This is a genomic window from Ruegeria sp. HKCCD8929, from assembly GCF_013031405.1.
Taxonomy (GTDB): domain Bacteria; phylum Pseudomonadota; class Alphaproteobacteria; order Rhodobacterales; family Rhodobacteraceae; genus Ruegeria.
This window is the reverse complement of sequence record NZ_WPZY01000040.1, coordinates 13914-27916: the sequence shown is the minus strand read 5'-3', so window position 1 is coordinate 27916 and position 14003 is coordinate 13914. Positions and strand designations below refer to the sequence as shown.

Genomic DNA, 14003 nt, shown 5'->3' with positions numbered 1-14003 from the left:
CACACTGACAACCATTTGGGAATCCCCCGATTCAAGTTTTCGGCGGGATGCTTTAGTCGGTTTGGCTGCCCAGTCAAATTCCAAATATTCAGGTCCCAGTCGTTCAGATCCGCCTCAGCTACTCTGGACGGCATTGAGGTCGCCAACATGATCCAAACGCAGCAATTCCTAAAAACTACCACGTCGGGCTTTCGGCTGTTTGCAGAGATCGCAGGATAGGTATGTCCGGTAGGTCGCGGGCGCTGGCTGTTACAAATGTTTGCGACACTTCCTCTGCTAGTCCTTCGTGCTGCCCGCGAGTTCTGAATAATATGCCGCCAGCACTTCAAAGGCCGGTTTCCTGGTCGTTTTGTCGGCGGTGATCAGGCCTTTCCGATTGAAACCGCGCTGGTAGATGCCCTGACGCCGTTCGGTTCGGAAATCGTAAAGAATCCAAGGGGTCATGCCTTTTACATAGTCCAGCCCGCGCAGGATCTTGATCTGTCGGCGATAGACTTCGACCTGATAAGTAACGCTGAAAAGCCCGGTGCTAGGTCCTGCGGCGTGATCGCCGTCGGCCCCGGTTTCCGAGATGACCACGGGGCGGTCGGGATTGGAGTTCTTGCCGATTGCCTGCAGATCGCGAAAGTCCTGTTCGTACCAGCCGTAATACTCGTTGATCCCGATCACATCGATATGGGCCGCAAGCCGGTCTTCGATAGCCAGTGAGTGGTGGTTAATCAGACACGCGGCGGCGGTCAGGCGGCTTGGGTCTTCGGTCTTGGCGCGGTCGGCCAGACCTTTCATAAAGTCGAGCCGGGCGTCTGTATCCGGGTTTTCGTTGCCGACCGACCAGATGATGACGCTGGCCCTGTTTCGGTCGCGCTGGATAAGCTCGCGTAATTGGTTTTCCGCATCACGCCGGGTCGCTGGGTTGGCAAAGTCTATGGCCCAGTAGACCGGAATCTCTTCCCAAAGCATAAGCCCGACCTCGTCCGCGATCCGGGCGGCGAGTTCGTGATGGGGATAGTGCGCCAGCCGCAGAAAGTTGCAGCCCAGTTCGCGGGCATGGCTAAATCGGCGACGGATGTCCGCTTCGGTGGTGACTTTGCCCGCGCGCTCGTCATCCTCGTGAACAGAGATACCACGCAGAAAGACAGGCTGACCGTTGAGAAAGATCTCTGTGCCGCGCCGTTCAATCCGGCGAAAGCCTACGCGATCGCTGACGCGGTCTTCTCCGGCGGTCAGCGTGATGTCGTAAAGAACCGGCGTCTCGGGCGACCAGAGATCTGGTTGCGCTGGGATCGTTGCCTGGGCGGCACCGTCTGACACTTGCAGCGTTGCGTCGACCTCGAGGGCCAGGATCTTAAACGTGGCTTCTGTGGCAGGTCCGTCAATTCTGGCGCTGACACAGATATTACCACCTGAAAGACGGACAAATAGGTCCCGTATGACCGTTTGCGATGTCTCGAACAGCTCAACGTCACGATAGACCCCGCCATAGTTGAACCAGTCGGTATTCTTCATCGGCACGCGGTCTGAGGTCCGAGTGTTGTTCACGCAAAGCATGACCCAGTTTGTGCCCGCCTCTAACGCAGCGGTCAGTTCGACGCAAAAAGGGGTCGAGCCGCCAGCATGGTTGCCCAGAAACTTGCCGTTTAGAAAAACCTTGCAATCGTACTGAGCCGCGCCGATGCGCAAGAAAAGCCGTCGACCGGCGGGCAGATGATAGTCAAAGGCCCGTGTGTACCAGGCCGAACCTTCAAAAAAGTACCAGCGGTCGCGCAGCATTTGCCAGCACGACGGCACAGGGACCGTTTCACCGTCATAAGGGTCATAGTCCCAGGGTTCGGTGCGTTCTCCGGCGGACAACGGCGACAGGGCGAACCATTTCTGGCGCAACCCGGTATCGAGCAGATCGACACAAAAGTTCCAGTCCCCATTCAGCGACTGCCCCTCACGCCCGCCGGTAAAGATCATGGTCTGGGCATTGAGGTTTTGGGGATCGAACACCTTGCCGTAGCCTTCGTCATGAAGCGACGCCAGCGCGTTTTCAGCAAGCTCTGATCTTTCAAGCATCATGGGCCTCGATATATTTCCTCAGGCAGTCGGCAAGAGCCGCGCCTTCCTTACCGTCGAGCACCTGATGTGCTGCAAGAACTGCAGTGATGAGATCGGGCGTCAGGGCGTGAAGCGGCGCCTTTGCGCCGCAAAGGGTCTCGAGCGCAGCTTCGGGTGGCATCGGTGCAAGCTTGGCGAGCCAGTCAGCCAAGGGATCGTGCAAAGCGCGCCCGGCGCAGGTTTCGCGGCGGATGCGTTCCAGCCAGGCGGCAATCGCTAGTACCAGCCCTGGAGCATTCCGTCCTGACCGGCGCGCGTCAAGAAGCGGTGCAACCAGTCGCTGTGGGATTTTCTGCGACGTGTCGCTAGCAATCTGAGTCAGTGAATGATTGAGTGCCGGGTTGTCGAACCGTTCGAGCAGAGCCTGCCAGTACGCAGCGAGAACAGCCGCCCCAAGAGACAGATGCGGGAACACCTCGTGGCGCGCGGTTCCATCGATCAAGCACCGCAAAACCGGGTCGGCCACAGCATCAGCCACGTAACGATGACCCAGCATTGGCCCAAGCATCGCCAAGGTCGTGTGGGCGCCGTTGAGCAACCTGAGTTTTGCCTCTTCATATGGGGCAACATCGGCGACCCAATCGACCCCCGGCAGTGGCGGGCGTTCATCGGCGAAATTGTCCTCGATCACCCATTGAGAGAAAGGTTCGGTCACGACGGGCCAGGCATCCTCCAGCCCGGTCAGGGCCGAAACTTCGACGCAGTCCTGTGCGGTCGTAGCGGGCGTGATCCGGTCAACCATGCAGCTTGGAAAGCGGACCGACTGGTCGAGGTATTGCCCGACCGCCCGACCTTTGGTCGCGGATCGCACAAGCGTTTCGGTGACGCGTCCATTATCGCTGAGATTGTCGCATGACAGGATCGTCAGCGGCCCTGCGCCTATCTCTGCCCGCCGCGCCAGCCCGGAAGAAATCGTGGCTGCAAGTGTGGGGGTATAGCCCTTTTCGGTCACCGTCAGCGTCAGCAAGCGGATACTCGGGTCGGCCACGGCCGCAACCGCTGCGCCCGGGCCGACCTCGATCGACATTACCGCGCCGATCACCCGCGCTGAAATCCCCGCAGCGCCGCGTTCGGCCAACGTGTAGAGGAAATCTTGCGGACCCAATCGATCAAGCGTGTCTGGGCTGCGCATGGATATTGCGCGAATGCCCCAGCTTGGATCCTTAGCCAAAGCCGTATCCACATAGGCGGCTTGATGCGCCCGGTGAAACGCGCCGATCCCAATATGCACGATTCCGGCACTGATCTCTGCGCGGTCATAGCCCGGCCGGAACCCGGGCCCAGCGTATCCAGAAAGTGCGGCGTCGGTCAGTCTCATGCCCGCAACGATGCTGCAATTGGCAACATCCTATCAACCGGAAGCGTTACCTGTTCCCCGGACCGATCCGATTGATAGATCGCTGACACCAATTCGATCGAGGCAAGCCCTTCTGCAAGCGTCACTTCGCGCCCCTCACGCCCCTCCAACTCGTCTGCGATGGCCTCAAAAAGTCCCGCAAACCCTTCAGGGGCAGTCGGCGCATTGTTGACCACCTCATCCACCCTTGATTGCACCGACGTTTCTCGGGCGATGAACTGCCATTGATCCTGACCCGGCGTGTACGGCGCACAGCCGCTTTCCGCGGTAAGGTAGGCAAAGACAAACCGCAGTCGCGTTGTGTCCGTTGCGGCGCCAAGCGTAATCGACGAAGTGGCCACCGCTCCGTTCACCATTCGCAGCGAGATGGCGGCGCAATCTTCGGTTTCGATGGGATTGGCGCGGGTGGTCAGCATTGCGGAAACATCGGCCACCGGTCCGAACTGTTGGGTCAAAAGATCATGGGCATGAATGGCATGACTGAGCACCGCACCGCCAAGTTCGCGTTCCCACGTACCGCGCCACGGGTTGGCGTAGTAGTCACTGTCGCGGCTCCAGTGCGTTTCAATTGACGCCGCCAAAGGGCGCCCCAGCAACCCAGCCGCGCGCAGTGCGCGCAATTGATCGAACGCCCGACCGTATCTGTACTGAAACACCGGGAACACGCGTTGTTGCGATCTGATTTCGGCCTCAACAAGACGATCGGCGTCGCTCAGCGATCCGGCCAAGGGTTTTTCGACGATCGCGTGCTTGCCTGCGTTGACGGCGCGTATGGCTACGGGAACATGCATCGATGGCGGCAGGCAGATATCAACGATATCCACACCCGGATCGGCGAGAACGTCGTCAATATCCGTCGTTGCGCGTGCACCAGTTGTCGTTGCGTATTTTTGGGCAAGCTGTTGGTTTGTATCACAAATCACAGCGATCCTGTACCGATCGGCCAGCTGGGCATACCCGCTGATATGCTCACCACCGATCCCGCAGCCAAGTATCGCGACGTTAAGCATTCGCAAGACCTCGGAGCCGCGTCGCACTGGCCTGCGCCCTAAGCGCCAGCTCCATCACAGTGAAACAGTGGTCCTGCGGCATCGCGGTTTGCGTACGATTCTGTACGTCTTGGATCAGTCGGTCAAAATACGGCAAAGTCGCGCCGGATGCGTCGATATGTTCGCAGCGATCGCCATTGACGAGGATGACATGGTCCGTGCCTTCGCGCCCGGTGACGTCGACGTATTTTCTCAGTTCGATATACCCTTCGGTGCCTAGAATGGTCAGGCGTCCATCCCCCCAGGTTGGCAGGGCGTCTGGGGTGTACCAATCCACGCGGATATAGCCGCTGCCTTTGTCTGAACGCAGCAGGATCTCTCCGAAATCCTGCAAACCGGGATGGTCGGGATTTGCAAAGTTGCCAACGGCCGAAGCCACGACGTCGGCGTTGTCTGACTCGGTCAGGTAAAGAAACTGATCGATCTGATGGGACCCGATATCGGTCAGTATACCGCCATAGGCCGCGTCATCAAAAAACCAGTCCGGGCGGGTCGGAAGGTTGAGGCGGTGCGGGCCAAGCCCGACTGTTTGCACGACGGTCCCGATTGCCCCTTCGGCGATCAGTTCGGCCGCGCGCGTGACGGCCGGAACTTCGAAACGTTCGGAAAAGTCGACCGACCAGATGCGACCCATTTCGGCCACACAGGTGCGCAATGCCGCCAGCTGGTCAAGCGTCGTACAGCCGGGTTTGTCGGTCATCACGTCTTTGCCGGCCCGCATGGACTTGATGGCCAGGTCGGCCCTTCGGGACGGGATATCCGCAATCAAGATCAGGTCGATTTCGGGATCATCCAGAAGCGTCCCGGGATCGCTAGCGCGCGGGATGTCAGGAAACCGCTGCAAAAATCCGGCCAAGGGCTGAGGGTCACCCTGGGTATACCACCCCTTGCAACTACATCCACGGGCCAGCATTTGTCCCAGTTGCCCATATATATGCCGGTGATCGATCCCGATCACACCAAGTGTCAAACTCATGAGATATTCTCCAGCTCAATGCGCTGCTTTGTGTGCGACGACAATTCCAGCGCGGCGATCAAACGATGGACTTCCAGAGCCATCGCGCCGGTGACGCGCGGATCGCGACCTTGACCAATGGCATCAGCAAAATCTGCAATCAGCGATTGGTGCCAGCTGAACGGGAACGCCATCGGATCGGTTCCGCCGCCAGTTCCCTCTGCCTCATTGCCATAGGTCGTGACCCGACCATCGCGCCACTGAACTGTCAGGACACCCGATTTCAGCGTCGCCGAGGCGTGATCAAAATCGAACCGCAGGCTTTCGGCCTCACCGGGGAAGCTTGCGGTGCTGGCAAAGAGCTGGCCAACTGCCCCGCTGTCAAATTGCAAAAGGCCAACGGCAACGTCCTCGGCTTCCATTCCATGAAACGGCGTGGTTGTGCAGATCGCATTAACCGCGGCGACAGGGCCGGTCAAAGACAACATCAGATCCAGTGTATGTATCGCCTGACTGATCAGGACGCCGCCACCGTCGCGGGCATAGCTGCCCCGTCCCGGCTCGTCGTAATACGCCTGATCACGCCACCAGGGCACCTCAGCCCGCACCACACGAACCTTACCCAGTTCACCCGACCGGATCAGTCGATCAAGCGCCTCGGACGCAGCGCGAAACCTGTGTTGAAAAACCACGCCAAGGCGCACGCCAGCGTCTTCGCAGGTTTGAACGATCGCCTGCGCCCGCTTCAGATCACGCTCCAGCGGTTTTTCGGACAAGACATGTTTTCCCGCGCGCGCGAATTGGGTGACGATATCCTGGCGCGCATTGGGCGGCGTGATCAGAAGCAGCGCATCGACATCCGGGTCATCGGCCAGTGACCCAAGATCAGAGGCCGAATTAAACCCGTAGGTGTCGGAAAAGGATTGCCGGGCTGCGGGGCTGCGAGCATAGGCACCAATCACATCAATTCGATCGGACAACGCCTGCAGCGCTAGGGCATGAGGTTTGGACGCCATACCAAGCCCAACGACTGAAAATCGGATCTTGTCGCTCATCCCGCGAACCCATTGGCGAGCGTCTGACCGTTCCGGTCAAAGACATGCAGGTTGGTCCGGTCGATGCGGAGCGCGACCTCCTGACCTTCGGCAACGGACAACTGGCCTGGACGGTGCGCGGTGATCTGCGGCAGTCCTTCGGCATCGCAATACAGATAGGTTTCACCGCCCAGCTGTTCGGCCAGAGAGCAACTTGCCACCAAATCGGCCTCGTGGTTTTCGGTGACATCCAGATGTTCGGGCCGAATTCCGAAGGAACACGCGTCACCCGGTGCCAGCCCTTCGATCGGCGGCACCGCCATGGCGCATGGCCCGCACCGAAGGATCAAACCGCTCTCGCCCGCTTCTGCGGTGGCGTCAAAGATATTCATCCGGGGCGAGCCGATGAACCCCGCCACAAAAACGTTCTGGGGTTTGTTGTAGAGATCAAGGGGTGTTCCGACCTGTTCGATCCGACCCGCCTGAAGCACCACGATTTTGTCCGCCAGCGTCATTGCTTCGACCTGGTCATGCGTGACGTAGATCATCGTGCCGCCGATGTCGGCATGAAGCGCCGCCAGTTCCTTGCGCATCGTAACGCGCAATTCGGCATCGAGATTAGAAAGCGGTTCGTCAAAGAGAAAAGCTTTGGGATCGCGCACAATGGCCCGTCCGATGGCCACCCGCTGACGCTGGCCGCCTGACAATGCCTTTGGTTTGCGATGCAGGTAATCCTGAAGCTGCAGCATCCGGGCGGCAGAATTCACGCGTTCGTCGATTTCGGCACGTGGCAGCTTCGAGTTTTCCAGCCCGAACGCCATGTTCTTGTAAATCGACATGTGGGGATAGAGAGCGTAAGACTGAAACACCATGGCCAGCCCCCGCTCCGAGGCCGGGATCGTGTTGACGGTATCGCCATCGATGACCACCTTGCCGCTGGTGATGTCTTCCAGCCCCGCGATGATCCGAAGCAATGTGGATTTGCCGCAGCCGGAAGGCCCGACAAAGACGCAAAACTCGCCGGAATCAACCACCAGATCGATCCCGTGAATGACGTCGACCGAACCATAGGCCTTTTTCACCTCCGACAATCGTATTTCAGTCATCGTTTCCCTTTCAGTCCTATCGGCTGCGCATCGCCGCTGCATGTTTCGGATTGGCCCGCTGCATTCGAAGCGGCGGGTGGTCTTTGAGAATCTGACCGATATCGTCAAGCATCGCCTCGCGAATACGGGCGTATGACGCCGTTAGTCCGCCAGCCAGATGGGCCGAGAAAAGCGTGCGGTCGTATAAGCGCCATGGGCTGTTTTCGGGTACAGGTTCCTGGGGAAAGACATCCACAACCGCGCGAAACGCACCGGACGCGGCAAGCTCAAGGAAAGCGTCGAACTCGACAATCTCGGCGCGCGAGGCCAAAACAACCGTTGCATCCTGGCGGATAGATGCCAGGCGCGATCGGGTCAGAAAGCCTTCGTTCTCGGTCGTTACGCCGGCCAGCAGGAACAGCACGTCTGATTGCGAAATTGCCTCTTCAAGTCCAACAGGTTCGACCCCTTCGGCCCGCAGGTATCCGTCAGACAGCCAAGGATCATAAACACTGAGCCGCACACCGAACGGACGCAGCAGAGGCACAAGCGCGCGTCCGAGATTGCCATAACCCACCAGTGCAGCTTCCGCACCATAGAGCGATCTGGCACGCTGATTGCCAGCAATGCCGTATGCCTCTTGCCCGGACCGGTACAGCGCGTCGGCGTTTCCCAGACCCCGCAGCGAGACGATCGCCTGGGCCAGACAGTACTCGGCAACGGCGGGCGCCATTGCCGGAGCAGCAGACAGGACGTGAATGCCACGGGCCTGACAGGCCTCGTAGTCGATATTGGGTTCCCAGTTGGCTTTAACGTTCAGGATCGCACGAAGGTTTGGCGCCCTGTCCAACCGGTCACGGTCCATCGCCGTCTGACCGATAAGGATCGTCATCCGGTCGAGATTAGCCTCGACCAGATCGTCGGGCGCGCGCGATCCCCAATGGGCTACAACATCGCCCATCTGAGCGAGCGCCACCGCGCAATCGGGCGTATAAACCATCTCCTGGGTACGGGGGTACGGATCCATGAAGATCAGGGGGCGGCTCATTTCATCCCCGATGACGCGATGCCGGTCGTTATGAATTTCTGAAGGAACGCAAACACAAGCGTCACCGGGATCAGAGTGACCACGGTCATTGCGAGGATGTAGTGCCACTGAACGTCCAGCTCTCCCTGGAAGGCATTCAGACCGACCTGAAGCGTATAAACTTCTGACCGGTTCAGAACGATCAGCGGCCAGAGGAAATCGTTCCACCGCCACATGATCGAAAAGATGGCCAGTACCGCCATCGCGGGCATGGCGAGTGGCAGGACGACTTTCCAATAGATCGCCCATTCGCTGGCCTTATCCATGCGCGCCGCCTCGATCAGATCGCGGGGAATGGTCAGCATGTACTGCCGCAACAGGAACACGCCTGTCGGGGTCGCAGCCCCGGGCAGGATCACGGCCCAGAGCGAGTTGATCATGCCCATGGAGGTTACGACCAGATAGACCGGCACCAGAATGACCGTGATCGGGATCATCAGCGTACCAATCACCAAGAGCATGATGGCGGCGCGCCCCCGGAATTCGTAAATGGCCAGCCCGTAGGCCGCCATCGAGTTGATCAAGAGCGTCACAAGCGTCGCCACGACCGTTACAACGACCGAGTTATACAGGTACCGGGTGAAATCGAACCGTTCTAACGGATCGCGGTAATTTTCCAAAGCCATACGGAATTCGCGGACTTCGGTGCGCCGATTGATAGGCACCTGGATCGTCTCGCCGGGGTTTTCGGGATCGACCATCTGGCTCATGATCCCGATCCTGCGCACCTGAGCCAGTTGCTTGACCGAGCCGTCCTCGAGCGTTGCTTCAAAAAGCGGCAACGGATCGTCGTACCCTTCGACCTGAATTTCGATTTGCCCAAGCGGCAGGAAGGTCGGTGGAAACTCCAAGAGCGCGGAGGATGTTTTGAACGAAGACAAGACCAGCCAGATAACCGGTCCGAACATCAACAGAACGCCAAAGCCCAGGTACATGTAGGTGAAAACATCGGTCCAGTGCAGGCGCCCGTTGGTGCCACGCGTGGCACCAAGCAGGCCCCTGATCGTACGCGAAGATGTGGCGGCGGCGTCAGACATCGTCTTTCCTCCGGGTCGCGGCCAACTGGGCCATGGTCAGGACAAAGAGCGCCACACCAAGCACCACCGAGGCGGCAGAGGCGAGACCGAAGTTCTGCACCTGATTGGTGAAGCCGGTGTTGTAGATGTACTGGACGATGAACTGCGTCGCCGTGCCCGGCCCCCCGCCGGTCAGCACGAAGACCTCGTCGAAAATCTGCACGCCCTTGATCAGCGCGAGCACGATCACGACCAGCATGTTGGGCCACAAAAGCGGCAGGGTTATGCGCCAGAACACGCGTTCCTTGCTGGTTCCGTCCATCTCTGCGGCCTCATAAAGGTCTGGCGGGATTGCCTGCAGGCCGGCCAGAAGGATCAGCGTGTAAAACCCCATATGCGCCCAGATCGACACGAAGATCGCCCAGAACATCGACCATTCCGGACTGACAAAGAACAGGATCTTGTCCAGCCCGATCGAGACGAGAAAGGCGTTCAGAATTCCATCGCGCAGCAGAATCCACTTCCAGATCAACGCTACAACCACCGGCGACAGAAGGACGGGAAAGAAGAAGACCGCGCGAAAAAACCCGCGCGCACGAATTTCGCGATTCAGGATCAACGCGGTGATGAGTGAGAACAGCACCATGAAGGTCACCTGAAAGAAGATAAACACCAGCGTGTTGTAAATGCCCTTCCAGAACCGGTCCTCGCGACAGGTCTGAGGATCGGTAAAGGCCTCGCAATCCAGCAGATAGCCGTATTGTTCAGTGCCGATAAAGGGCCGGTCCGTCAGGTAAAGCTGGGTGCCCCCGGTCAGAGAATAGAAGAAGTTGATAAAAAGCGGCAAAATGACGAAGAGGCCGAAGAATACCAGGTTCGGCAACAGAAAAATCCAGGGCATCCGCTTGGTACCGATACCCCGTTGGATCGCTGTAAATAACGGGTCCAGCGCGCGGAACAACAATCGCACGGGCGCTCCCGCGAGACTGGCGAGCCGGTCACCCGTGGTCTGATCGCTTTGCTGCGCCATCGAGGCTTCCCCCTTCGCGTGGCGCCTCGGCCCGCACAGGCGGGCCGGGGCAGGTCCGGTGATTACTGGCGTTCTTTCTCGGCCAGTTCCTTGGTGACGTCGTCGGTCATCCTCTCGTACGCCTCATCAAGGGTCAGTTCGCCGACGATCGCTTCGTTCAGACGGCTGATCAGCGCGTTAAACATGACACGGTTGTTGGTGTAGCCCTGCAGGTCAAAGGCCACGGGCGAAATCGCCGGAACGGCACCTGCAAAGGTTTCAAGAGCGTGCTGAGCGCGCGGGTCCTGGGTGTCAAACGACACGCCACCCTCAGCCAGACCGAGATGCCCGGGGATGAACAAGGTCTTACCGTAGAATTCGGCAAGTTGTTCTTCCTGAGCGAGCCAATCCATCAGTTTGGCCACTTCCTCGGGGTGTTCGGTACCGGCCAGTCCGACCAGCGCCGCGCCACCCGGCATGCCTGTGCAGGCTGCAGGTCCGCAAGGCGCGGGTACTGCCCACCAGTCGAACGCATCGCCGATGGTTTCGGCGAATTGCGGGATCTGCCACGAGCCGGACATGTACATCACGACCTGCGCGTTGGCGAAATCTTCGTTCGCGCCAAGATAGGTGGAACCCGACACCGAGCCCCAGAGCTCTTTGGACATGGTGCCATCCTGATGCCAGTCATAAAGCCGTTGGGCCATCGCCTTGAGCCCGTCGTCAACAAGCGCGGGATTGCCTTCAGCGTCAAACATCTTGGCGCCCATCGCAATCGCCGGACCTGAAACGCGGTGGCCGGATCTGTCCCATGCCATCGGGATCGGAATTTCAAGCTTTTCGGCGACTTCGTTTACGGCGGTGGCATAGTCGTCCCATGTCGCGCCATCGCCGGGCATCTCGACCCCGGCCTGCTCGAATAGCGTTTTGTTGACATAAGGACCGGTCACGGTGAGCTGTGTCATAAACCCGTTGATGGCGTCCCCGTCAGGGTCGAGCCACTTGAGGAACGGTCCGAAACTCGTCTGCCAATACTCGGTGTCACTGATGAAGGGTGTCATATCGAGATAGTATTGCGACAGACCGCCAAGGTCGGTGACACGCGCAAGATCCGGTCCCTCGCCAGCGGCAAGCTGTACCGGCAGGCTTTCGATGATCGCCTTATAGGGGACGACATCAAGAACCACCGAGATGTCGGGGTTTGCTTCCTCAAAGCGATCGAGAAGCCCTTGCATGACTTCGCCTTCGATGCCGTCGTTGTACCACGTCATGCGCAGTTCCGTCTGCGCAAGCGCGGAACCCGCCGAAAATGCAAGCGCAAGTGCGCTTGTTCCCACAAGTCTCTTAAATGTGCCGGTCATAGTTTCCTCCCTTGAAAAGTTCGCTGTTTAAGCGCCCGGCAGGGCTGTCTTTCTCATTGTTCGAGCTCGAGAACCGAGGCCACATGGATAGCCATCGCTTTTGAGGCTCCGGCGACGTCACCCGCCCGAATGCAGTTGACGATGTCCTGATGCTCTTGAAACGCGCGTTGTGAGCGCATCGGTATGCCTGCCATCAGGGTATAGCGCTGACGATCAACATGCCCTTTCACCGATTGCACCAGCTTCCACGATGTCGGTGTGCCCGCCAGTTCGGCGAGCTTTGCATGGAACGCTTCGTCATGCTGGAAAAAGGTAGCATAGTCATCCACATCGGCCGCAACCGCCTGAAGCGAGAGCAGATGCTCAATCGCGCTCAGATCAACGCTTTCTCTGGCCAGTTTTTCGACCACGGCACATTCAAGGGCCGAGCGGATGAAGACAGCCTCATTCAATTGTGCCACGTCGAGCTTGGCCACAAGCGTGCCGACCTGAGGGCGTACTGTCACCAACCCTTCGGTTGCCAGTTGCTGCAGCGCCGCCCGCAGAGGCGTGCGGCTGACATCGAATTCCTGAGCAAGTGCGGCTTCTGAGATGCGCTCGCCAGGTTGGAGAGTGTTGGCCACGATGCGGCGCCTGAGGATCTCGTAGAGCTGCTTCGGGATGGGTTGGGTCCGATCCAGACCGTGATCGACAAGGCTCATGTTCATGCGACCTCCACCCCGAGACCAGCAATTACGCCACGCAGTTCGGCCAGCCCCTTAAGGCGACCGACCGCCGGATACCCGGGTTGAGCGCCTGCGGTCAGATCACTTAGGATTTCTTGCCCATGATCGGGGCGCATTGGGATTTCCCAATCGCTGCGCCCCTCGCTCTGGCGGCGGGCCTCTTCCTCAAGCAACACGCGAACGACGCCGACCATGTCTGTCTGTCCCGAAAGATGTTCGTCTTCAAAAAACGAACACGGGATAGTCTCGGTGTCGCGAGTGACGTTGCGCAGGTGCGCAAAGTGGATGCGCGGAGCAAACTTTCTGGCGATCTCGACGCAGTCGTTGTCGGGGCGCGCCCCAAGCGAACCCGTACAAAGCGTCATTCCGAACGCGGAATCCGGAACGGCGTTAAGGACGTGCGCATAGTCGTCGGCAGTAGACATTTCACGCGGCAAACCGAGCAGGCGAAATGGAGGGTCGTCTGGATGACAGCACAGGCGCACACCCAGCCGTTCTGCCGTCGGCACGACCTCGCTAAGAAAGTCGATATGATGTTGACGCAACCGATCTGGGCTCAGCCCGTCGTATTGCCGCAGCGCGTTACGCAATTCATCGAGAGACCAGTGATCGGCCGAGCCGGGCAGACCGGCCCCTATGGTTTGTGTCAACTGCGCCTGTTCCGTGTCACTCATACAGGCAAAGCGCGCGCGCGCCGCGTCCAAAGTGGCATCGTCGTACTCGTCCTCAGCCCCCTTACGTTCAAGCACATAGAGATCGAAAGCAGCGAATGTCGGCAGATCGAAGCGCATGGCGGTTCCGCCGTGGGACATCGGAGCCCGCAAATCGGTCCGCGTCCAATCGAGTACTGGCATGAAATTGTAGCAGATGACCTTGATACCCGCCTCCGCCAAAGCCTCAAGCGACGAACGATAGGCAACGATGTGTTCGCGCATGCTGCCTGACTGGGATTTGATGTCTTCTGATACGGGCAGGCTTTCGACGACACTCCATTCCAGCGCGCCACCAGTTGCGCCAGCAATCTCGTTTTGTCGTTGCCGGATGTCGTTGCTCTGCCAGGGTTGGCCGGTTGCGATATGGTGCAAGGCGGTAACAACATGCGTCGCACCGGCCTGACGAATATCGCTCAGCCGCACTGTGTCCTTGGGTCCGAACCAACGCCAAGCCTGTTGCACATCTCCCCCCGACTCGTATACTTGTACACTAGTGTACCAATTTTGAACCC

At 59.0% G+C, this 14003-nt stretch carries 12 protein-coding genes; all 12 read right to left on the bottom strand.

What is annotated here, in order from left to right; genetic code table 11:
• Positions 1 to 276 precede the first annotated feature (276 nt).
• The 12 genes from GOX53_RS25645 to uxuA all read right to left on the bottom strand — a co-directional run bounded on the left by GOX53_RS25645 (position 277) and on the right by uxuA (position 13953).
• On the bottom strand, positions 277 to 2058 hold the full coding sequence (locus GOX53_RS25645) for a glycoside hydrolase family 2 protein (RefSeq protein WP_171181451.1): 1782 nt from the start codon (positions 2056 to 2058) through the stop codon (positions 277 to 279).
• Positions 2051 to 3418, bottom strand: a complete 1368-nt coding sequence (locus GOX53_RS25640; RefSeq protein ID WP_171181450.1) for a mannitol dehydrogenase family protein — start codon at positions 3416 to 3418, stop codon at positions 2051 to 2053. Before GOX53_RS25640 ends, GOX53_RS25645 begins: the two co-directional genes overlap by 8 nt.
• A complete protein-coding gene (locus GOX53_RS25635) occupies positions 3415 to 4467 on the bottom strand; it encodes a Gfo/Idh/MocA family protein (RefSeq protein ID WP_171181449.1) in 1053 nt (350 codons plus the stop codon). The genes GOX53_RS25640 and GOX53_RS25635 overlap by 4 nt, the downstream gene beginning before the upstream one ends.
• Positions 4460 to 5482: a Gfo/Idh/MocA family protein gene (locus GOX53_RS25630; RefSeq protein ID WP_171181448.1), complete on the bottom strand. Its 1023-nt coding sequence runs from the start codon at positions 5480 to 5482 to the stop codon at positions 4460 to 4462. The genes GOX53_RS25635 and GOX53_RS25630 overlap by 8 nt, the downstream gene beginning before the upstream one ends.
• Entirely contained in the window at positions 5479 to 6516 is a 1038-nt protein-coding gene (locus GOX53_RS25625; RefSeq protein ID WP_171181447.1) for a Gfo/Idh/MocA family protein, read from the bottom strand. The genes GOX53_RS25630 and GOX53_RS25625 overlap by 4 nt, the downstream gene beginning before the upstream one ends.
• Positions 6513 to 7601, bottom strand: coding sequence for an ABC transporter ATP-binding protein (locus tag GOX53_RS25620; RefSeq protein ID WP_171181444.1), 1089 nt, complete (start codon positions 7599 to 7601; stop codon positions 6513 to 6515). The genes GOX53_RS25625 and GOX53_RS25620 overlap by 4 nt, the downstream gene beginning before the upstream one ends.
• A gap of 16 nt (positions 7602 to 7617) precedes the next feature.
• The gene (locus tag GOX53_RS25615; protein WP_171181443.1) at positions 7618 to 8628 is read right to left on the bottom strand and encodes an NAD(P)-dependent oxidoreductase; all 1011 of its coding nucleotides are present in this window, start codon (positions 8626 to 8628) and stop codon (positions 7618 to 7620) included.
• A complete protein-coding gene (locus GOX53_RS25610; protein WP_171181441.1) occupies positions 8625 to 9704 on the bottom strand; it encodes a carbohydrate ABC transporter permease in 1080 nt (359 codons plus the stop codon). The genes GOX53_RS25615 and GOX53_RS25610 overlap by 4 nt, the downstream gene beginning before the upstream one ends.
• The gene (locus GOX53_RS25605) at positions 9697 to 10713 is read right to left on the bottom strand and encodes a carbohydrate ABC transporter permease (RefSeq protein WP_171181439.1); all 1017 of its coding nucleotides are present in this window, start codon (positions 10711 to 10713) and stop codon (positions 9697 to 9699) included. The genes GOX53_RS25610 and GOX53_RS25605 overlap by 8 nt, the downstream gene beginning before the upstream one ends.
• Before the next feature lie 62 nt (positions 10714 to 10775).
• A complete protein-coding gene (locus tag GOX53_RS25600; protein WP_171181437.1) occupies positions 10776 to 12053 on the bottom strand; it encodes an ABC transporter substrate-binding protein in 1278 nt (425 codons plus the stop codon).
• A 53-nt stretch (positions 12054 to 12106) separates the two neighbouring features.
• A complete protein-coding gene (locus GOX53_RS25595; RefSeq protein WP_171181436.1) occupies positions 12107 to 12760 on the bottom strand; it encodes a GntR family transcriptional regulator in 654 nt (217 codons plus the stop codon).
• Complete coding sequence (gene uxuA, locus GOX53_RS25590; protein ID WP_171181434.1) at positions 12757 to 13953, bottom strand: mannonate dehydratase; 1197 nt, start codon at positions 13951 to 13953, stop codon at positions 12757 to 12759. Before uxuA ends, GOX53_RS25595 begins: the two co-directional genes overlap by 4 nt.
• Positions 13954 to 14003 lie beyond the last annotated feature (50 nt).